The organism is Saccharopolyspora kobensis (assembly GCF_900108315.1).
In the GTDB taxonomy this organism is placed as follows: Bacteria; Actinomycetota; Actinomycetes; order Mycobacteriales; family Pseudonocardiaceae; genus Saccharopolyspora; species Saccharopolyspora kobensis.
Genome location: NZ_FNVB01000008.1, coordinates 181,704 through 199,693, shown reverse-complemented (window position 1 = coordinate 199,693; position 17,990 = coordinate 181,704). Strand labels below are relative to the sequence as shown.

The window sequence follows — 17,990 nt, the reverse complement described above, 5'->3', positions numbered from 1 at the left end:
CGCGAGCGGGCTCAGGCGCTGAGGGGCGGGGCGGTCAGGCTGTGGAACCGGCGTTGGAAGTAGACCAGCGCGCCGCTGTCCTCGCGGGTCATCACCTTGTCCACCTCGACGAACATCACCGAGTGCGAGCCCTGGGCCCGCTCGGCGATGATCCGGCCGATGAGCGAGGCGGGCGCGTCGCGCAGCACCGGGACGCCCTCGGATTCCAGGTCCCAGCAGTCCTCGGTGAAGCGCTGCGCGGTCGGCACCTTCGTGGCCCCGGCGAAGTGCATCGCCAGGTCCTCCTGCTCGGCGCCGAGCACGTTGACGCAGATCCGGCCGTTGGCGACCAGGACGTCGTGGGACCGGCTGGAGCGGTTGACGCACACCAGGACGGTCGGCGGCGAGTCGGTCACCGAGCAGGCCGCGCTGACGGTCATCCCGGCGAGCCCGTGCTCGCCGTCGGTGGTCACGACGTTGACGGCGGCGGAGAGGTTCGCCATCGCGGCGCGGAAGTCGCGTTGGGCCGGGGTCAGCTCGGGCACGATTCCTCCAGGGGGCAGGACGGCGGTTTCCGGCACCGTTCCGACGTTACGCACGCGCTCGCCGACCGGGAATCGAGACTTCCCCGCGCCCGGCTGAGGATTTCCCCTACGAAGCGAGCGGGAGCGAGAAGCCGAAGCGGGAGCCGCCTTCGTCCCGGGACTCGCCCCAGATCGCGCCGTGCTGGCGGGTGATGATCCGGTAGCTCAGGGCCAGACCGATGCCGCTGCCGTGCTCCTTGTCGGTGAACGTCCGCTCGAACGGGTCGTGGCGCAGCCCGCGACCCAGGTCGTCGACGGTCAGCACGCCCGCGTCACCGTCGATTCGGGTGGTGACGGTCAGTTGCCGCCGCTGCGGGTCGCAGACCGCCATCTCGTCTATCGCGTTGAAGCACAGGTTGAGCACCACCTGCCCGGTCAGCACCCGCTCGCAGCGGACGAGCACCGGCTCCGGGCTGCGGTCCACCCGCACCTCGACGCCCGCCGGACCCGCGCGCAACCCGACGAAGTACAGGCACTCCTCCAGGATGTCGTTGAGGTCGGCGACCTGCTGCACGTGCTCGAGGTGGCCGACGAACGCGCGCACCGAGCTGACGATGGTGGCCGCCCGCTCGATCTGCCGCACGGCGTTGTCGATGCCGTAGCCGACGCGCGAATCGGCCGGCGCCGCCGCGCGGGAACCGGCCAGGAAGTTGGCCGCCGCGGCCAGCGGCTGGCCGAGCTCGTGCGCGATGGCCATCGCCATGTCGCCCATCGCGGTGTAGCGGGCGAGATAGTTCTCCCGGTGCATCTCCCGCTCCCGGCGCACCTGGCCGTGGATCCGCTCGGAGACGTCGTGCAGGATCATCAGCAGCCCGTCGCTCTCCTGCAGGCGCTCCAGGCTGCCCTCCAGCCAGACCCGCTCCTGATCGGGCCGGTCGACCTCCAGCTGGACCGAGGTGACCGGATCGGCGCGCGACAGCACCTCGTCCCATGTGGACACACGGCCGCGCAGCCGCAGGCGGGCGTGATCGGTCAGCGGGCCGAGCGGCTCGCCCGGGGTCGCGCCGATGAGCGGCAGCGCGGTGTTGGTGGCGAACCGGATGGTGCCCGCGGCGTCCAGCATCAGCGCCACGGTCGAGGTGTGGTGGGCGAGCGCATCGACCCACGAGGTGGTCAGCCGCAGCTGCCGCTCGACCTCCTGCTCGCGCTCTATGTCGCGGAACTGAACCAGCACCGCGGGCCCGCGCTCCAGCTCGACCCGGACGGCCACCGCATCGGTCGGGATCACCCGGCCCGACTTCGCGCGGTAGTGCCACTCGATCCGGCTCGCGCCCTTGTCGACGGCCTCCTGCAGCCAGGCGCGGCCGATCACCCGGTCGTACTGCTGCGCGGAGCTGCTCATGTCGTTGGCCTTGAGCGGGCGCAGCTCGGCGACGCTCCACTCCAGCATCTCGCACGCCGCCGGGTTGGCCCAGAGGATGTCCTTGGTCGCGGCGTCGTGCAGGAGCACGCACATCCGGGTGGCGTGCGCCATCGTCACGAAGTCCTGCGCCGTCAGCTCGGGCGCGCGCGGGTCGGCCTGCATCGGCCCAGCGTAAGACGGGTGCGCGGGGGGTCGCACTGAAGGAATCCCCTACGAGGGCAGAGGCAATACCAATTCCCGCGGCGGTGGCAGCGTTCGTAACGTCGGGAGCCGTCCAGCAACGACGAGGGAGCTGAGATGGTGCACACCCACCAGAGCGACGGTGTCAGCTTCGAGGACGTGCTGGCGGAGCTCGCCGAACGACGTGCCGAGTTCCGCGAGCAGCGCTACGTGCCGAAGGACTTCATCACCCGGCTCAAGCAGCTGGGGCTCTACCGCGCCGCGACCCCGACGAGGTTCGGCGGCGAACCGCTCGCCCCCGCCGACTTCCTGGCGCGCATCGAGCGGATCTCGGTCGTGGACGGCTCCACCGGCTGGGTCGCCAGCTTCGGGTCCGCGCTCGTGTACCTCGCGGCGCTGCCGCTGGACACGCAGGCCGAGCTCTACCGCAACGGCCCGGACGTGGCCTTCGCCGGGGGACTGTTCCCCGTCCAGCCCGCCGAGCCGACCGAGACCGGGTTCCGGGTCGACGGCCGCTGGAAGTTCGCCAGCGGCTGCATGGGCGCCGACGTGCTCGGCGTGGGCATCCCGGGCGACGAGAGCACCGGTGGCAAACCGCGGACCGCGGTGCTGCGGCCCGAGCAGGTCGAGATCGTCCAGGAATGGGACGTCGTCGGCATGCGCGGAACCGGTTCGTTCGACCTGGTGGTGCGCGACGTCGAGGTCCCGCGCGAATGGACCTTCATCCGCGGTGGAACGCCCACTGTGGACGAACCGCTCTACCGCTACCCGACGATCGCCTACGCCTCCCAGGTGCTGGCCGTCGTCGGTGCCGGAGTGGCGCGCGCGGCGCTCGACTACGCCGAGGAGGTCGGTGCCGGCTACGCCGGGGTCACTGGCGCCCCGAAGCTGGCCGACCGCGCCTACTACCGCACCGAGATCGCCGGTGCCGAGGCCTCGCTGCACTCGGCCAGGGCGTGGTTCTACGAGCTCAGCAACGAGGTCTGGGAGACCGTCCTGGCCGGTGACGACGCCACCGCGGAGCAGAACGCGCGGCTGCGGCTCGCCTCCGCGCACCTGGCCAAGACGTCGTCGGACGTCGTCGGCCGCCTGCTGGAGATCTCCGGCACGGCGCCGATCAACACCTCGCACCCGCTGCAGCTGCTGCACGGCGACGCGCTCGTCCCGAAGCAGCACGCCTTCCTCGGCCCGTCGATGTACGACGCGGCAGGCGCGGTCCTCATGGGGATGCCGCCCACCACCCCAGGTTTCCGCTGACACCACGACGAAGGAGATCCGCATGACCGCGCAGCCGCTCCGCGTGCTGTTCTGCATCGGCATCAACCAGAACTTCTTCGACCTGCCCACCGACGGCATCGAGATCGGCGACGTCTGGCAGGCGTTCGTCTCGATGATGGACCAGCTCAAGGCGCTGCCCGGGGTGGACTTCATCGGCGACATGGACGACGACTCGCACATGGTCGGGCCGTCCGAGGGCTGGCCGTGGACCTGCTACATCCTCGCCGACGTCGACTCGCAGGAGACCGTGAAGGCCGCCTGCAACCTCTTCCGCACCACGCAGGTCGCCGACGGCCGCGCCAAGCTGTGGCGGTTCGCCAGGGTCGAGGCCCGGATGGGCCGCGCGCTGACCGTCCGCGAAGACGTCGAGCTGCCCGACTGACCAGGGAGAACCCGATGACCGACAACACCACCGCGCCCGCCGGGCTGGCCGCCGGGGACCGGGTCGCCGGCCGCCTCTACACCGACCCGGAGATCTTCGACCAGGAGCTGACCCGGATCTTCGAGCGCACCTGGGTGTGGGTCGCGCACGAGAGCGAGCTGCCCGGGCCCGGCACCTTCAAGTCGACGCACGTCGGCAAGCAGCCGGTGATCGTCACCCGCGACCGCAAGGGCGAGCTGCGCACGCTGCTCAACCGGTGCCGCCACCGCGGCGCCAGCATCTGCGAGAAGCCCAGCGGCAAGGCCAACGGCTTCACCTGCCCGTACCACGCCTGGTCCTACGGCCTCAACGGGCAGCTGCGCGGCATCCCGTACCCGGACGGCTACGAGGGCGTCATCGACAAGTCCGAGCTGTCGTTGAAGAAGCTGCGCACCGAGAGCTACGGCGGCCTGGTGTTCGCGACGTTCAACGAGGACGCCGAGCCGCTGGAGGAGTTCCTCGGCGACGCCCGGCTGTGGATCGACCGGTTCATGAAGCAGGGCGGCGGCTACCCGATCAAGGTGCTGGGCAAGCACCAGTTCAAGTTCCGCGGCAACTGGAAGATCCAGCTGGAGAACACCACCGACGGTTACCACTTCCCGATCGTGCACCGGTCGTGGATGGCGTCGGTGGACGCCGAGACCGCGGACATGATGTCGTTCATGACCGACCCGGCCGCGATCACCCACGACCTCGGCAACGGGCACAGCGTGATGCAGATGGTCCCCGAGCACTCCGACCTCGACGCCGACGACGGCACCGAACCGCTCCAGGGCCGCTTCGACGACCTCGTGGCCGAGCTGTCGAAGACCCTCGACGAGGCGCAGGTGCGCAAGCTGGTCCGGGCCATGCACGGCACCGGCTTCAACCTCAACCTGTTCCCGAACGTCTCGATGTCCTCGGCGTTCTTCCGGGTGCTGCGCCCGGTCGCGGTCGACGAGACCTGGATCGAGCACGTTGCGATCGGCCCGGACGGCCCGCCCGAGGTCGACGCCGTCAACCGCGAGCGGCTGCGCATCCACGAGCACTTCCAGGGCCCGTTCGGCTTCGGCACGCCGGACGACGCCGAGGGCTGGGACCGGGTGCAGCGCGGCGCGCAGGGCGCACCGGAGATGCCGATCCTGGTCAACCGCGGCATCGGTCGCGAGACGCGCAGTGCTGAGGGCTGGCCGACCGCGCACGTCACCGACGAGACCGGGATGCGCGCGGCCTACGGCAAGTGGAAGGAGATGATGGGCGATGACTGACGCGACCATGCTGTCGACGACCGATCCCCGCGTCGTCCGGGCGATCGAGCTGATCTGGCGAGAGGCCGAGCTGCTCGACCGCAAGGACTACACCGCCTGGAACGGCCTCTACGCGGACGACGGGCTCTACATCATCCCGATCGACCCGCACACCGAGGACTTCGCGAACACGCTGAACATGGTCTACGACGACGCCCGCATGCGGCAGATGCGCGTGACCCGCATGATCGAGGGCTACGCGATCGCGGCGGTGGACGCCGCCCGCACGGTGCGCACGGTGTCCCGCTTCGTGCCGGAGTCGGTGGCCGACGACGAAGTCGTGCTGCGGTCGGCGCAGATCCTCATCGCCTACAAGCGCGGCCGCCACGACATCTGGGCCGGCGACGTGGTGCACCGGATCCGGCTCTCGGAGGCCGGCGAGGACCGCATCGCGCAGAAGGTCGTGCGGTTGGTGGACAGCGAAGAAGCCGTGCCCGCCGCGGGATTCCTGCTGTGAGCGCGGCGCAGGTCGCGGTGGTGACCGGCGGGGCGAGCGGACTGGGCGAGTTCATCGTCCGCCGCCTGCACGCCGACGGCTACCGCGTCGCAGTGGCCGATGTGGCCGATGCCGCGTCGCTGACGGCCGAGTTGGACAGCACCGGTGCCACCGCACGCGGCTACCGCGTGGACGTCAGCGACCGCGCGGCGCTGCAGCAGCTGCTGGCCGACGTGGTCGCCGACTTCGGCGAGGTGCACGTGCTGGTCAACAACGCCGCCCGCACGCAGGCGAAGCCGCTGCTGGAGATCACGCCGGAGGAGCTCGACGCCGTGCTGGCGGTCAACTTCACCGGCACCTTCACGGCCTGCCAGGTCTTCGGCGCGCACTTCGCCGAGAAGGGCTACGGCCGGATCGTCAACATGGCCTCGCTGGCCGGGCAGAACGGCGGCACCGCGACTGGCGGCCACTACGCGTCTTCCAAGGGCGCGATCATGTCCGCGACCAAGGTCTTCGCCCGCGAGCTCGCACCGCGCGGGGTCACCGTCAACGCGGTGTCGCCAGGACCGTTGGACAGCCCGATGGTGCGGTCGATCGTCGGCGAGGAGGCGCTGGAGGGTTTCACGGCGAACATCCCGGTCGGCAGGCTCGGCGATCCGGCGTTCATCGCCCGGATGGTGGCGCTGCTGGTCTCGCCCGACGCCGCCTCGGTCACCGGTGCCTGCTGGGACGCCAACGGCGGTCTCTACCTGCGCTGATGGGAGTTGCGATGAAGGTCGAGGTCGTCGAGATCGTTGAGGCGGCCGCCGGGATCCGCGCGCTCCGGCTGGCCCGTGCGGACGGCGCGCCCTTCGAGGCCCACCGGGCGGGCGCGCACGTGGACGTCACCGGCCCGACCGGAGTGCTGCGGCAGTACTCGCTCTGCGGGCCGCCCGACGACCGGAAATCCCTGCTCATCGCGGTGAAGCGGGAGCCCGAGTCCCGGGGAGGTTCGGCCGCGCTGCACGCTGTGGCGGTCGGTGACCACCTGGAGGTCGGTCCGCCGCGGAACCTGCTGGCCCTCGCCGAGGACGCGGACCGCCACGTCCTCGTCGCCGGTGGGATCGGTGTGACGCCGCTGCTGAGCATGGCCCACGAGCTGCGCCGGACCGGGGCCGCTTTCGAGCTGCACTACTTCGCCCGTTCCCGGGCCGAGGCGGCCTTCGTCGACCTGCTCGAAAGCGAGTTCGGCGCCCACGTGCACCTCGGTGTGCCCCGTGCCGAAAAACCGGCCCTGTTCGCCGGGATCGCCGCGGAGCTGACTCCGGCCGCGCACGTCTACACCTGTGGGCCCGAGGGGTTCATGGACCAGGTGACCGAGGCGTTCGCGCCTGCGGTCGGCGCGGACCACGTGCACGTCGAGCACTTCACCGCCACCGAGGTCGATACCAGCGCGGATGCGCCGTTCACGGTGGAGCTCGACACCGGGGAGGTATTCGAGGTCCCGGCCGACCGCTCGATCCTCTCGGTGCTGGAAGAGGGCGGTATCGACGTGGCGAAGTCCTGCGAGGAGGGCATTTGCGGCTCGTGCGTGTCGGGTGTCCTCGACGGCGTTCCCGACCACCGCGACAACTGTCTGTCCGGTTCGGACAAAGCAGCCGGGGATCAGATGGCCCTTTGCGTTTCGCGGGCGCTGACCGACAAGCTCGTGATCGAGCTGTACTGATCGTTCCGCGTTGTGAGCGGCGCTGGTGGGCCGGTTACCAGCGCCGCTTACGACGCGTTCACTCCGGGTCCTTGGTCGCTGCAAGCAACGGGAGGTTGAGTCCCGGAGGCTTGCGGGGCGGTTCGGGCCGGAGTTCGGGAAGCCGGGCGGCTCTTTGGTTTCCACTCTTGAGTTTTCAAGGTGCGCGGTTCTGATGTCGTTGTGTCGTGGCGGTGGTCATCCCCGTGGTTTGGGAGTTGTGGAGCTGTGGCCGGGATGCCCAGATCGTCCTGGTAGCCGCTCCTTCGGGGCGGGAGGCTTGACGTCGGTCCCGCAGCCGCGTTTGGTTCTAGATCACGAGGAAGACCCGGTATGGAACGGACCCCGTTTGCCTCTGGCGGGTCGCGGAGGTTGGGTGGCCGGGACAGCTTCAGGTTGAGTGGTGGGTACCTCCGCCACCGCAAGGTTGGGTGCCGGGTTGCCGTGGTGTGCGGGCTGGCGGCTTGCGCGGGAGTGGCGGTGGGGCGTGGTGGTGCTGGCGGTTCCGGGCTGGGCGGCGGTGGGCTGGTTCATCATCGGTGGCCTTCCTCTTCTCCGTTGGGTTGGGATTGCGGGTTTTGGTTTCAGCGGTGTCATGCATCAAATTCTGCCAAGGATCGAACGTGGTTTCGAGCGAATAATCGTCCCACGATCAGGTGATCACAACACCCGCCGAACGCGAAAACTCTTACCTCGCAACATAAATCCACATAAGTGGTCGGGGAAAGATCGGCGTGTCGTTGGCATTGACCGAGACGGAGACGTGAAACCTGCTCAGTCCTAATAGGACTCACCGTGCTGATGCGATGGCCGAGCCTGGTCGCTCGACAGCCAGGGCTAGAGGGCGAAACCGCCAGCCCGCACGGCGCGGCAACCCCGCACCCGCCAACAACCACACCCGCCGAACGCGACGAAGCCGGACAAAGGCATCGACCACTCCAACGCCGTCAACGAGCGTCAGGGGTCTGGGCGATGATCGCGGCCATGTCGAGAAAACTGTTCGACGGCGAGGTGTGGGTCCACTACGGGCAGATATACGTCGAGAGCGGAGGTCGGCACCTGGACCTGCAGGAATCCTTCGCCGGACAGCGCAACGGCTTGCTCGGCGCGGCTGAGCGCGGCGGGCTGTTCCTGATCACCGGCCTGCACACGGGAGAAGTCGGCTTCACCGTCGAACTCCACGAACAGGCCCCACCGGTCGACGACACCTGGGAGGAGATAGTCGAGGCCTCGTACCAGCCGCTGGGCGATGTCGCGCTCGTCTGCTGGGGCGGGGAGGGCAGCTGGCCGCTCGACCTGGACGGATTCGAGTACCGGGTCCGCTACCACGCGGTTCGGATGGACGAGGCGAACGACCTGGACACCAGGGCGGTCGAGGATCCGCTGGTGGACCGCTACCTGCTCCAGTTCTGGCCGGCGCCGCCCGCGCCCGACCGGATCATCAAGCAGAGCAGCGAGGACGCCGCATACTGGCACAGCACCGTCGGGAGCTGAAAAAGCGGTGGGCGCGAACGCCGCAGCGCTCGCGCCCACTCGTCGTGCTGGGATCAGGCCTCTTCGAGGTCGGATTCCTTCACGTAGACCCAGCGGTGGTTGTAGGAGATCGGGACGTACGTCTCGCCGCCGAGGACCACCTTGTGGTTGTTCGGGTCGTTCACGCCGTCGTAGCCGACGTTGTAGTAGATCGCCCGGCTCGCGCGGCCCGCGACGTACACCTGGCCCTGGGGGAGCTTGTACGGCAGCGGTTTGATCACCAGCGGGTCGAGCCCCTTCGGGAACTCGTCGGCGTCGGGCAGGGCCATGCCGTAGGTCGGGACGTCGGCGCGCACCGGGGTCACCAGCTCGGCGTCGTCGGCCGGGGCGGTGTTCACGCCGCCCGGGTCGCGCAGCCAGGCCTTCTTGCCGTCGAACCACAGCGCCAGCCAGTCGCCGCGGCGCTCCGCGACCGCGTACTGGCGGCCGACGGCGGCCTTGGCCGACCAGTCCTCGATCCTGGTGGTGCCGGGCGAACCGTCCGGGTGCACCGAGGCCGAGCTGAGCAGCGGGGCGTCGTCGCGCGGGGCGCTGCGCAGGTAGAGGAAGTTCGCCGGCTGCGAGGGCAGTTCGCGGCACTCCTCCTTCGGCGGGCACTCGGTCACCACCGGCCGGTTCGTGTCGAACCGGGGGAAGATGGTCACCACGTCGTCGCCGCCGGTGTCGCCGTCCAGCGGGGCGTCGAGCAGCTTCATGTAGTGCGCCCAGTCCCAGTACGGGCCCGGGTCGTAGTGCTCGCCGCCCGCCTGCTCCGGCTTGTCGGCGCTGACCTCGTCGTGGCCGAGGATGTGCTCGCGGTCCAGCGGGATGTCGTACTTGTCCGCCAGGTACTTCACCAGCTGCGCCGACGAGCGGTACATCTGCTCGGTGTACCAGGTGCCGCCCTCGGCCGCCCAGCCCTCGTGCTCGATGCCGATGGAGCGCATGTTGCGGTCCCAGCTGCCGGCGTGCCACGCCATGTCCTTGGTGGGCACCATCTGCGTGACCTCACCGTCGGAGGAGCGGATCACGTAGTGCGAGGCCGAGCCGTGCGCCGGGTTCTGGAACAGCGAGATCGTCGACTGGTACGAGGTCTCGGTGTCGTGGATGACGATGGAGTTGATCCGGACGTCCTTCGGCCGGTTCGCCGTGTCGTAGTTGCCGTAACCGCCGGTGGGGTCCTCCGGGTCGGTCGGCGCGTAGGCCGCCGGGATGTACTTGCAGTCCAGCTCGGCCGGGCACTCCGCCTTCGGCTCGACCCGGGCGGTCTGCACGTCGGCCAGGTTGGTGCCGGTGAGGTCGCGGTCCGGCGTCACCTCGGGGATCTTGGCGAAGCCGACCTGCTGGCCGGTCGAGGTGGTGCGGCTGCGGCCGCTGTCGAGCACTTCGTAGACGGAGTCGGCGAAGGACCGCGCGCCGCTGGCCTGCGGGCTGCCGCTGAGCTCCGCGACCGCCGGGTACCAGCCGCCCAGCGTGTTGGGCAGCTGCCCGTCGCCGAGCTGCTTGGCGCGTTCGGCCAGCAGCGCCGCACCGGCCCGGATGTTCTGCTCCGGATCGCGCTTGACCTGCTCCGGCGGGAGGTCGACGAGTTCGGCGGCCTCGGCCAGGGTGTGCAGGGTCGGGTTGTCGGCGAGCTTCTTCAGCTTGGGGTTCTCGCGGCGCAGCTGCTCGAAGTCGACCTCGGTGAGGTGCATCGGGCCGTAGCCGCCGGCCTTGCTCTGCTCGCCGCGGTGGTCCTCCCACCTGGTGAGCTGGTAGGAGGTGGCCAGCAGCAGCGGCGCCGGGACGCCGAACTCGGCGGCGGCCGATTCGAAGGCCTGCTGCTCGGTGCTGCGGGGTTCGTCTGGTGAGGTGCCTGCGGCGGGCTGGGCTGCACCGGCCAGCAGACCGGTGGCAGCGGCCGTCACCGCGGCAGCTCGCCACCAGCGGGGTTTTCTGGTGGACAAGATCTTTGCTACCTCGCTAATTCCATCGCGGATGTCCTCAGTGGAGGATTGAGGTTCCCGCGCCGCCACCGCGGAACCTGCCAGTCCGGGGAGGCGGCGTGTCCGGAAGTGATCAAGAGCTTACGCCGCGACGGTCCCCGGCCGGGCCCGTTCTCCCAGATTCCCGGGACATCGCTGAGAGCCTTTCTGCTTGGTCGGAGCGGCGCAGTCCCTCACGACGTCCACGGCTCCCGCACCCCCGATGGTTCACCGGCGCTTGACCTCCAGCGCGGTCGAGGTAGCAGCATCGGCGCATGTCTGTTCAGCAGGTGATCAGCGGATTGCAGCGAGCCTGGAACGCCGGTGACGGGTCGGCGTTCGCCGAGCACTTCTCGGAGGAAGCGGACCTTGTCGACGTGGTGGGGCGGCTCCAGCGGGGCCGCGCCGAGATCGCCCGGCAGCACCGGCACCTCTTCGACACCGTCTACCGGGGCAGCAGGAACGAGTTCCGCCTGCTGGACCAGCGGGAGGTGGCTCCGGGCGTCCTGCTCGCGCACACCAGCTCGACGCTGCACGTCCCGGTCGGACCGAGGGCGGGCGAGACGCGGAGCATCCAGACGCTGATCGTCCAAGACGGCCTGATCACCGCGTTCCACAACACGATCCGGGCCGATTTCGCGGAGTTCGAGCGGGGCGCCTAGTCGGTGATGCGCTCGACGGTGTCGAGAACCCCCGACCACGGGATGCCGGGTGCGTTACCGCTGCGCGGGCCGTGCGCGGCGAACTGATCGTCCAGCAGGAGGTGCACCCCGGCGGTCCGAAGCGCGTCCACGTGGGACTGCCAGGCCGGGTGCCGGACCTGCGTGGCGTTGATCTTCGGGAACACCACCACCGGCACTCCCGGAGTCCCGATGGCCTCGCCGAGCGTGGTCAGCGCCTGGTTGTCGGCGATCCCCAGCGCCAGCTTGGCGACGGTGTTGGCGGTGGCGGGGCAGGCGACGTAGCAGTCGATGTCCGGATGCGGCCGCCCTGCTCCGGGCAACCGCGCCTCCACCCGGCAAGCCAGCCCGGTGACCTGCGAAATCCGCTCCACCTCGCCGATGGCCCGAAGCCACTCACCCGCGGTCGGCGTCAAGGTGACGGCGACCTGCCAGCCCCGCTCGATGGCGGGCTCGACGAGCTCACCCCGAAGCCGCTCGACGCCGCCAGCTCCACAACCGATCACCCCGAGAGTCCGCACCACCCGAGTATGCAGCGACCCACCGACCGGCTTGCCAGCTGAGCCCGGTGAGGGTTGCGGGCTCTGAGAGCACCGATGGAGACCAGCGCTCCAGCCGCGGTCTGGAGCCGCGGCTGGAGCGCTGGTCGTCTCCCGCAGCGACGCTGGCAGAAGCGCGTTCCGGACGCCGAGGACCGCCGAACCTCTTGCGCTGCTTCCGCACCGCCCGGGGTGCCGAGGTCAGCTGTTCTTCCGGACCAGCCCCGTGTATCCGGCGACGAAGAGCGTGGCGAATGCCCAGCCGAGCATCTGCAGCAGGTAGTTGGCCAGGTAGAAGGCCTGGCCCCACCCGGTCGCGGCGATCTCGCACTTCTTCTCGCCGCCGAGTTTGAGCACGGGTATCGAGGTGTCCAGCGCGAGCCCGATCGCTTCGGCGGAAGAGCACGCAGTCGGCGCTTCACCGGGCGATTTGACGGGATGAACGGCGAACCCGAGCAGGCTCGCGGAAGTGGCCACGGCTACGGCGACGAGGCCGACGAGGGCCAGGAACGCGAGTGCGCGCCAGGGCCGGTGGCCATACCCGATGAATGCGCCGTTGGCGCGGTGCAGCAGCTTCTGGATGCGGTTGCCGAGGTGGCCCCGGCGGCGGTGGTCGACCTGCTGGGCGATGAGGATCCGCCGGACTTCGCGATCGTGCCCTGCGGCGCGGTAGACGGCAGCGAGTTGTTGGTAGGGCTGAGCAGCGTATTCGGGCGTGTGCTCGGCCAGCAGCCGGAGCCATTCCTGGCACCCCGCTTCCCGCGGGATGAAGGGGTATGCGAACCCGTTGACCTGCATCTGGAAGGGATGGTTGTCCTCTCCGGAGATCGTCTGCAGCGACAGGACGAGATCGCCTTGCACCTGCGCCGAGGCCAGATCGAGGACGAGGTGCGCGGCAGCCGCGTTGGTCACCTCGGCTTCGCGCAGCCTGAACTGGCCGGTGATGGTCGCTCCGGGTAGGCGCAGAGTCGCCTCCTCGCTGGTCGAGCTGGCTCGAAACCCCGTGCTCAGGTGCACGCTGCCGTGGACGGTGAGCCGGTCCGCGAAGAGCGCCGGGCCTTCGGACGCCGTGATGGTCGCCCCGGTGAGGAGGAGTTGCCCGGTGATGGTCGCGCCGGGCAGGCGAATTGCGCCGAGGGCGCTGTTGGAGGTGGCCCGGAAGCCGTCTCCGATCAGCAAGCCGCTGTTGACCTTGATCCAGTCCGCGGCGAGTGCTGGGCCTCTGGTCGCATCGATGGCCGCTGCGTGCAGGTCGAGTTGTCCGGGAATGGTGGCGTCGAGCAGCCGAAGTGTGCCGAGTTCGCTGTCCGACGAGGCTCGCAGGCCGATGGCCGCCAGGTGGTTGACGGCCATCCTGTCCGCGTGCAGCGCGGGCTCGTCGGTCGCGGTCAACACCGCACCGGACACGTTCAGCATTCCGGTGATCTTGCTGTTGATGAGCCTGATCCGCCGGCAGCGGACCTCCGCCATGACGACGTCGTTGTCGCAGATGAAGCAATCACCGAGGAACTCGGGGAACGTGCTGTCGGAGATGTCCAAGTAGGGCAGGTGGGCACGTTCGAGGACGATGGGCGCCTCGTGCTCGCAGGAGGTCAGCACCAGCGGAACCGACGTGCGGACGTCGGTGAGATCGAGGCCTCCGATGATGCGGGCGCCTCGGAGTCGGACCCCGCGCGGATCGGGCTTCTCGGCTCCTTCATCCCTGAGCAAGCTGCGGATCACCACTGCGCGCACGTCGCGATCCGGCTCGTTCGAGATGTCCACCAGTTCGCCGGACCGCGCCGCTTTGATCAGCAGGTCCTCAACCTCGTTGTGTTCGAGCACGCGGCGGAATCGTAGAGAACTCCCGGCAATTCCGAGTGCCCATCTGCGAACATCCGCCGTGAAGTGCGCGGGTGCCGTGGTCTCGCATCCCGAACCGGGGCCGGCTGAACTCAGGTGAGCCCGGCGGTGAGGTTCCGCATGCAGTGGGCGGCGAGATCCGCGACCGGCGGCGATTCGGCTTCCGCCGCCGCCCAGGTCTCGACGGCCACGCGGATCGCCGTGGTGGCCGCCGCCGCTGTCAGGCGGACCCGGAGGTCGGTCGGTTCCGCGCCGATGCGCCGGGCGAGGAGCGGCAGGAGCTGTTGCTCCGAGTCCTGGTTCACCGTTGCCCACACCGTGCGCAGGGCCGGGTCGTCGACCGCCGCGCGGAGGAGGCCGCGGGTCCATTCGAGGGAGCCGGCCTCGTCCGCTTCGCGGACGGTCATCGCGCGTTGCGCCGCTCGTTCCAGGGCTTCCGGCAGCGGGACGTCGTCGGGCGTCTCGGCCAGGAGGTCCTGCCAGCGGCGGGCGCCGAAGTTCAGCAGCGGTGCGACGGCGTCCTGCTTGGTGCGGAAGTAGCGGTAGAAGGTGCGGAGGCTCACGCCCGCCCGCTCCGCGATCGACTCGGCCGTCGTGCCGTCGGAGCCGTGCTCGGCGAACAGCGCGGCGGCCGCGCGAGCGATCTCCAGCTGGGTGGCCGCCTTGCGGCGTTCGGTGAGGCTCACACCCCCAGTTTAGGAACAAACTGCCGACGTGGCACGTTGTGCCATAGCGACACGACGTGTCAATGAGGGAAGGGGACAGTCATGGAACGCTTCGCGGATCGCCGGGTGCTGATCACGGGTGCCGGCTCCGGGATCGGGCAGGCCACGGTGCAGCGGATCCTCGCCGAAGGCGGACGGGTCGTCGCGCTGGACCGCGACGAGGATGGTTTGGCGGCGACCAAGGCCGCGGCGGCGGACAACGCCGAGCGCCTGAGCACGATGGCCGTCGACATCGCCGACGAAGCCGCTGTGCGCGCGGGCGTGGCGGGCGCGGTGGCCGAGCTCGGCGGGCTCGACGTGCTGGTGAACGCGGCGGGCGTCCTGCGCTCGGCGCACACCCACGAGACCACGCTGGAGTTCTGGAACTCGATCCTGCAGATCAACCTGACCGGCACGTTCCTGGTGACCAGGGAAGCGCTGCCCGCGCTGCTGGAGTCCGGCCGCGGCGTGGTGGTCAACTTCAGCTCGACCTCGGCGAGCTTCGCGCACCCGTACATGGCCGCCTACGCCGCCTCCAAGGGCGGGATCCAGTCGTTCACCCACGTGCTGGCCAGCGAATACGCCTCGCAGGGCCTCCGCGCGGTCGCGCTGGCGCCCGGCTCGATCAGCAGCGGCATGACCACCGGCCGCGGCCCCGGCCTGCCCGAGGACGCGGACATGAGCCTGTTCACCAAGCTCTACCCGGTGGTCATGAAGGGCATGGCCCCGCCGGAGACGGTCGCGGGCCTGGTGGCGGCGCTGGCCTCCGACGACGGGGCCTTCGTCACCGGCACCGAGCTCCGCGTCGACGGCGGCACCCACATGTGACCCGGACATCGGCCCGCGAGCCTGCTGCGACGCGCAAAGCTCGCGGGCCGAAGGCCAGGGCACCCCCGGGGGGTCTCCGGTGCACCATCGGTGCATGGCCGTTCTCGCCCGACCCGAGACCCTGTCCGGCGACCTCCTCATCCGCCCTGCCCGCCCGGGTGAGCAGGACGTCGTGCTCGACCTGCTGGCCGAAGCAGCGGCTTGGCTCCGCGATCGCGGCATCGCGCAGTGGCCGAAGCGCTTCCCGGCGGCGTCCGTCCGCGCGCAGATCGCCGCTGGAGAAGCGCTCCTGGTGGAAGACGCCGCGAGGAGGCCGGTCGCCACTGCTGTCGTCTCCGAAGACGAAGTCGAGCTCTGGGGCTCGGAGGTGGCACCGGCTTACTACATCTCCAGGCTCGCGGTCGCCCGGTGTGCGAGCGGTGCGGGACTCGGTTACCGGATCATCGAGTGGGTTTCCGGCAAAGCGGCCGAACGGGGCTGGCCGTACGTGCGGTTGTCCACCGCGAGCAACAACCCGGTGCTGCGCCGCTACTACGAAGGAGCGGGCTTCGAGCACGTTGCCGACCCGCCGCACGCGCGCTGGCCCACCAGCCTCTACCAGCGAGAAGTCGTCGGAAGCCGCTGAACGCACACCCGTCTGTCCACAGCGGAGTCAGGTGCGGTGCTCGGGGACCGCGCGGTGCTCGCGGCGGGCGACCAGGTTCAGCAGCTCCAGGGCGTCATGGTCGGAGGTGCCCGGTTCGGCTTGGTAGACGACGATCCGCTGGTCGGTGCCGGAGATGCCCAGGAGTTCGTAGGTCAGGGACATCGGGCCGACCGCGGGGTGGTCGAAGTTCTTGATCCCGGCCGACTTCGGCTGCACCTCGTGGCGCGCCCACATCGCCGGGAACTCCTCGCTCTTGAGCGTCAGCTCGTCGATCAGCGCCTTCAGCCGGGCATCGGCCGGGTTGTCGCCGAAGGTGGCGCGCAGGTCGGCCACCGAGTTCTCGGCGATCTCGGCCCACGGCGCCATCAGCTTGCGCGCGGTGGGGTGCAGGAACAGGTAGCGCGTGGTGTTGCGGCGGTGCGCGGGCCACTGGTCGATGTCGGCGAGCAGCGCCAGTCCGGCCGGATTCGCGGCCAGCATGTCGTTGCGGCGGTTCAGCACGTAGGCGGGCCCGGCCAGCGTGTCGAGCAGGCGCAGCACGCTCAGCCGCACCGCCTCGGCCTCCGGCTGTTCCGGGTTCCGGGCGCCCGATGCGTGTCGCGCGAGGTTGTGCAGGTGCTGGCGCTCAGTGGCGTCGAGCAGCAGCCCGCGCGCCAGCGCGTCCAGCACGGCATCGCTCGGGTGGCGCTCGCGGCCCTGCTCCAGCCGCGTGTAGTAGTCCGAGCTGATCCCGGTGATGGCGGCGACCTCTTCGCGCCGCAGCCCCGGTGTGCGCCGCACACCGGTACCGGGCGGGAGACCCACGTCGCCCGGTTTGCGGCGGTCGCGGCACGCCCGCAGGAAGCTGCCCAGCTCGTTGCTCACCCTTCGATGCTGCCACGCGCACAGCCTGGGTGTGCCACTCCCAGGAGAAGCGCGACCTGCCGCGCGGCGGTGAACCCGGCGACCATCGGAGGACCGACGAAGGAGATGACGAGATGACGTTGCGGCAGGTTCGGCTGGGATCCGGTCCGGTGGTCGGGGCGCAGGGCCTCGGCTGCATGGGGATGAGCGAGTTCTACGGGCCCACCGACCAGGACGAGGCCCGGCGCACGCTGGAGCACGCGCTGGCGCGCGGCGTGACCCTGTTCGACACGGCCGACGCCTACGGGATGGGCGCCAACGAGGAGTTCCTGTCGCCGTTCGTGCGGGCCAACCGCGAGCAGGTGGTGATCGCGACCAAGTTCGGCATCGTCCGCAAGGCCGACGACCCGCACTACCGCGGGTTCCGGGGCGATGCGGCTTACGTCCGCTCGGCGGCGGAAGCGAGTCTGCGGCGGCTCGGCGTCGACGAGATCGACCTCTACTACATGCACCGCCTCGATCCGTCGGTGCCGATCGAGGAAACGGTGGGCGCGATGGCGGAGCTGGTCGCCGAGGGCAAGGTGCGCCACCTCGGGCTGTCCGAGGTGACCGGCGACGAGCTCCGCGCGGCGCACGCGGTGCACCCGATCTCCGCGGTGCAGAGCGAGTGGTCGGTGTTCAACCGAGATGTGGAGAACACGGCGGTGCCGGCGGCCGCGGAGCTGGGTGTGGCTCTGGTGCCGTACTCGCCGCTCGGCCGCGGTTTCCTCACCGGTGCGTTCACGGCGGCGGAGAAGCTCTCGGAGGGCGACTTCCGCCGCAACTTCCCGCAGTACTCCGGCGAGAACGCGGCCCACAACGCCGAACTGCTGCAGCCGCTGCGCGAAGTCGCGCAACGCCACGACGCGACGCCGGCGCAGGTGGCGCTGGCCTGGCTGCACGCGCGGGAAGGCCTGACGGTGGTGCCGATCCCCGGCACCCGTCGCCGCGCCCGCCTGGACGAGAACCTCGCCGCGACGGACCTGGCTCTCACCCCGGCCGACCTGGCCGTCCTGGAACCGATCGCCGCCCAGGTCGCGGGCACCCGCTACGCGGACATGTCCTTCACCGCCGCAGGCCGCGAGTGACGCGATCGGCTCCGATTCAGCTGATCCCGTGAGCGTTCTGGGGGAAGTGACCCGA

At 70.0% G+C, this 17,990-nt stretch carries 18 protein-coding genes; 11 read left to right on the top strand and 7 right to left on the bottom strand.

Annotated elements, in window-relative coordinates; genetic code table 11:
• Positions 1-11: 11 nt before the first annotated feature.
• Positions 12-560 (bottom strand): flavin reductase, encoded by a 549-nt coding sequence (locus tag C4T78_RS26050; RefSeq protein WP_235863621.1) that lies wholly within the window; start codon positions 558-560, stop codon positions 12-14.
• Between the two features lie 70 nt (positions 561-630).
• Positions 631-2,088, bottom strand: coding sequence for a sensor histidine kinase (locus tag C4T78_RS26045; RefSeq protein WP_093354241.1), 1,458 nt, complete (start codon positions 2,086-2,088; stop codon positions 631-633).
• Between the two features lie 135 nt (positions 2,089-2,223).
• Between C4T78_RS26045 and C4T78_RS26040 the strand changes: the two genes are divergently transcribed.
• The 7 genes from C4T78_RS26040 to C4T78_RS26010 all read left to right on the top strand — a co-directional run bounded on the left by C4T78_RS26040 (position 2,224) and on the right by C4T78_RS26010 (position 8,744).
• Positions 2,224-3,363, top strand: a complete 1,140-nt coding sequence (locus tag C4T78_RS26040; protein ID WP_093354239.1) for an acyl-CoA dehydrogenase family protein — start codon at positions 2,224-2,226, stop codon at positions 3,361-3,363.
• A 22-nt stretch (positions 3,364-3,385) separates the two neighbouring features.
• Positions 3,386-3,766: a hypothetical protein gene (locus C4T78_RS26035; protein WP_093159680.1), complete on the top strand. Its 381-nt coding sequence runs from the start codon at positions 3,386-3,388 to the stop codon at positions 3,764-3,766.
• Between the two features lie 14 nt (positions 3,767-3,780).
• Entirely contained in the window at positions 3,781-5,052 is a 1,272-nt protein-coding gene (locus C4T78_RS26030) for an aromatic ring-hydroxylating oxygenase subunit alpha (protein WP_093354237.1), read from the top strand.
• Positions 5,045-5,548, top strand: a complete 504-nt coding sequence (locus C4T78_RS26025; protein ID WP_093354234.1) for an aromatic-ring-hydroxylating dioxygenase subunit beta — start codon at positions 5,045-5,047, stop codon at positions 5,546-5,548. The genes C4T78_RS26030 and C4T78_RS26025 overlap by 8 nt, the downstream gene beginning before the upstream one ends.
• A complete protein-coding gene (locus C4T78_RS26020; protein WP_093354232.1) occupies positions 5,545-6,285 on the top strand; it encodes an SDR family NAD(P)-dependent oxidoreductase in 741 nt (246 codons plus the stop codon). Before C4T78_RS26025 ends, C4T78_RS26020 begins: the two co-directional genes overlap by 4 nt.
• Complete coding sequence (locus tag C4T78_RS26015) at positions 6,285-7,232, top strand: PDR/VanB family oxidoreductase (RefSeq protein WP_093354229.1); 948 nt, start codon at positions 6,285-6,287, stop codon at positions 7,230-7,232. The genes C4T78_RS26020 and C4T78_RS26015 overlap by 1 nt, the downstream gene beginning before the upstream one ends.
• A 1,002-nt stretch (positions 7,233-8,234) precedes the next feature.
• Positions 8,235-8,744: a hypothetical protein gene (locus tag C4T78_RS26010; protein WP_093354577.1), complete on the top strand. Its 510-nt coding sequence runs from the start codon at positions 8,235-8,237 to the stop codon at positions 8,742-8,744.
• Between the two features lie 53 nt (positions 8,745-8,797).
• Here the strand turns inward: C4T78_RS26010 and C4T78_RS26005 are convergent, their stop codons facing one another.
• Positions 8,798-10,669 carry an N-acetylmuramoyl-L-alanine amidase gene (locus tag C4T78_RS26005; protein WP_093354227.1) on the bottom strand — a complete coding sequence of 624 codons (1,872 nt, stop codon included), beginning with the start codon at positions 10,667-10,669 and terminating at the stop codon, positions 8,798-8,800.
• Between the two features lie 332 nt (positions 10,670-11,001).
• On the opposite strand from C4T78_RS26005, the gene C4T78_RS26000 reads away from it, so the two are divergent.
• Complete coding sequence (locus tag C4T78_RS26000; RefSeq protein WP_093354224.1) at positions 11,002-11,388, top strand: SgcJ/EcaC family oxidoreductase; 387 nt, start codon at positions 11,002-11,004, stop codon at positions 11,386-11,388.
• Here C4T78_RS26000 and C4T78_RS25995 read toward each other — a convergent pair.
• The 3 genes from C4T78_RS25995 to C4T78_RS25985 form a co-directional block, all read right to left on the bottom strand.
• Positions 11,385-11,927 (bottom strand): flavoprotein, encoded by a 543-nt coding sequence (locus tag C4T78_RS25995; RefSeq protein WP_374703902.1) that lies wholly within the window; start codon positions 11,925-11,927, stop codon positions 11,385-11,387. The two genes, C4T78_RS26000 and C4T78_RS25995, sit on opposite strands and share 4 nt — an antisense overlap.
• 219 nt (positions 11,928-12,146) lie before the next feature.
• The gene (locus tag C4T78_RS25990; RefSeq protein ID WP_146075835.1) at positions 12,147-13,670 is read right to left on the bottom strand and encodes a hypothetical protein; all 1,524 of its coding nucleotides are present in this window, start codon (positions 13,668-13,670) and stop codon (positions 12,147-12,149) included.
• Between the two features lie 209 nt (positions 13,671-13,879).
• The gene (locus tag C4T78_RS25985; RefSeq protein ID WP_093354217.1) at positions 13,880-14,473 is read right to left on the bottom strand and encodes a TetR family transcriptional regulator; all 594 of its coding nucleotides are present in this window, start codon (positions 14,471-14,473) and stop codon (positions 13,880-13,882) included.
• Between the two features lie 81 nt (positions 14,474-14,554).
• Here C4T78_RS25985 and C4T78_RS25980 point away from each other — a divergent pair, with 81 nt between their 5' ends.
• On the top strand, positions 14,555-15,319 hold the full coding sequence (locus C4T78_RS25980) for an SDR family NAD(P)-dependent oxidoreductase (protein ID WP_093354214.1): 765 nt from the start codon (positions 14,555-14,557) through the stop codon (positions 15,317-15,319).
• A gap of 94 nt (positions 15,320-15,413) precedes the next feature.
• A complete protein-coding gene (locus tag C4T78_RS25975) occupies positions 15,414-15,944 on the top strand; it encodes a GNAT family N-acetyltransferase (protein ID WP_093354211.1) in 531 nt (176 codons plus the stop codon).
• 27 nt (positions 15,945-15,971) lie between these two features.
• On the opposite strand, the gene C4T78_RS25970 is transcribed toward C4T78_RS25975, so the two are convergent.
• Positions 15,972-16,829, bottom strand: coding sequence for a helix-turn-helix transcriptional regulator (locus C4T78_RS25970; protein ID WP_093354209.1), 858 nt, complete (start codon positions 16,827-16,829; stop codon positions 15,972-15,974).
• 113 nt (positions 16,830-16,942) lie between these two features.
• On the opposite strand from C4T78_RS25970, the gene C4T78_RS25965 reads away from it, so the two are divergent.
• Positions 16,943-17,935: an aldo/keto reductase gene (locus C4T78_RS25965; protein WP_093354207.1), complete on the top strand. Its 993-nt coding sequence runs from the start codon at positions 16,943-16,945 to the stop codon at positions 17,933-17,935.
• Positions 17,936-17,990 lie beyond the last annotated feature (55 nt).

What these genes read in the sequence shown, in the direction of transcription:
- C4T78_RS26045 (WP_093354241.1), bottom strand. Translation starts at nt 2,088, where the DNA reads ATGCAGGCCGACCCGCGCGCGCCCGAGCTGACGGCGCAGGACTTCGTG.
- C4T78_RS26040 (WP_093354239.1), top strand. Translation starts at nt 2,224, where the DNA reads ATGGTGCACACCCACCAGAGCGACGGTGTCAGCTTCGAGGACGTGCTG.
- C4T78_RS26035 (WP_093159680.1), top strand. Translation starts at nt 3,386, where the DNA reads ATGACCGCGCAGCCGCTCCGCGTGCTGTTCTGCATCGGCATCAACCAG.
- C4T78_RS26030 (WP_093354237.1), top strand. Translation starts at nt 3,781, where the DNA reads ATGACCGACAACACCACCGCGCCCGCCGGGCTGGCCGCCGGGGACCGG.
- C4T78_RS26025 (WP_093354234.1), top strand. Translation starts at nt 5,045, where the DNA reads ATGACTGACGCGACCATGCTGTCGACGACCGATCCCCGCGTCGTCCGG.
- C4T78_RS26015 (WP_093354229.1), top strand. Translation starts at nt 6,285, where the DNA reads ATGGGAGTTGCGATGAAGGTCGAGGTCGTCGAGATCGTTGAGGCGGCC.
- C4T78_RS26010 (WP_093354577.1), top strand. Translation starts at nt 8,235, where the DNA reads ATGTCGAGAAAACTGTTCGACGGCGAGGTGTGGGTCCACTACGGGCAG.
- C4T78_RS26000 (WP_093354224.1), top strand. Translation starts at nt 11,002, where the DNA reads ATGTCTGTTCAGCAGGTGATCAGCGGATTGCAGCGAGCCTGGAACGCC.
- C4T78_RS25980 (WP_093354214.1), top strand. Translation starts at nt 14,555, where the DNA reads ATGGAACGCTTCGCGGATCGCCGGGTGCTGATCACGGGTGCCGGCTCC.
- C4T78_RS25975 (WP_093354211.1), top strand. Translation starts at nt 15,414, where the DNA reads ATGGCCGTTCTCGCCCGACCCGAGACCCTGTCCGGCGACCTCCTCATC.
- C4T78_RS25965 (WP_093354207.1), top strand. Translation starts at nt 16,943, where the DNA reads ATGACGTTGCGGCAGGTTCGGCTGGGATCCGGTCCGGTGGTCGGGGCG.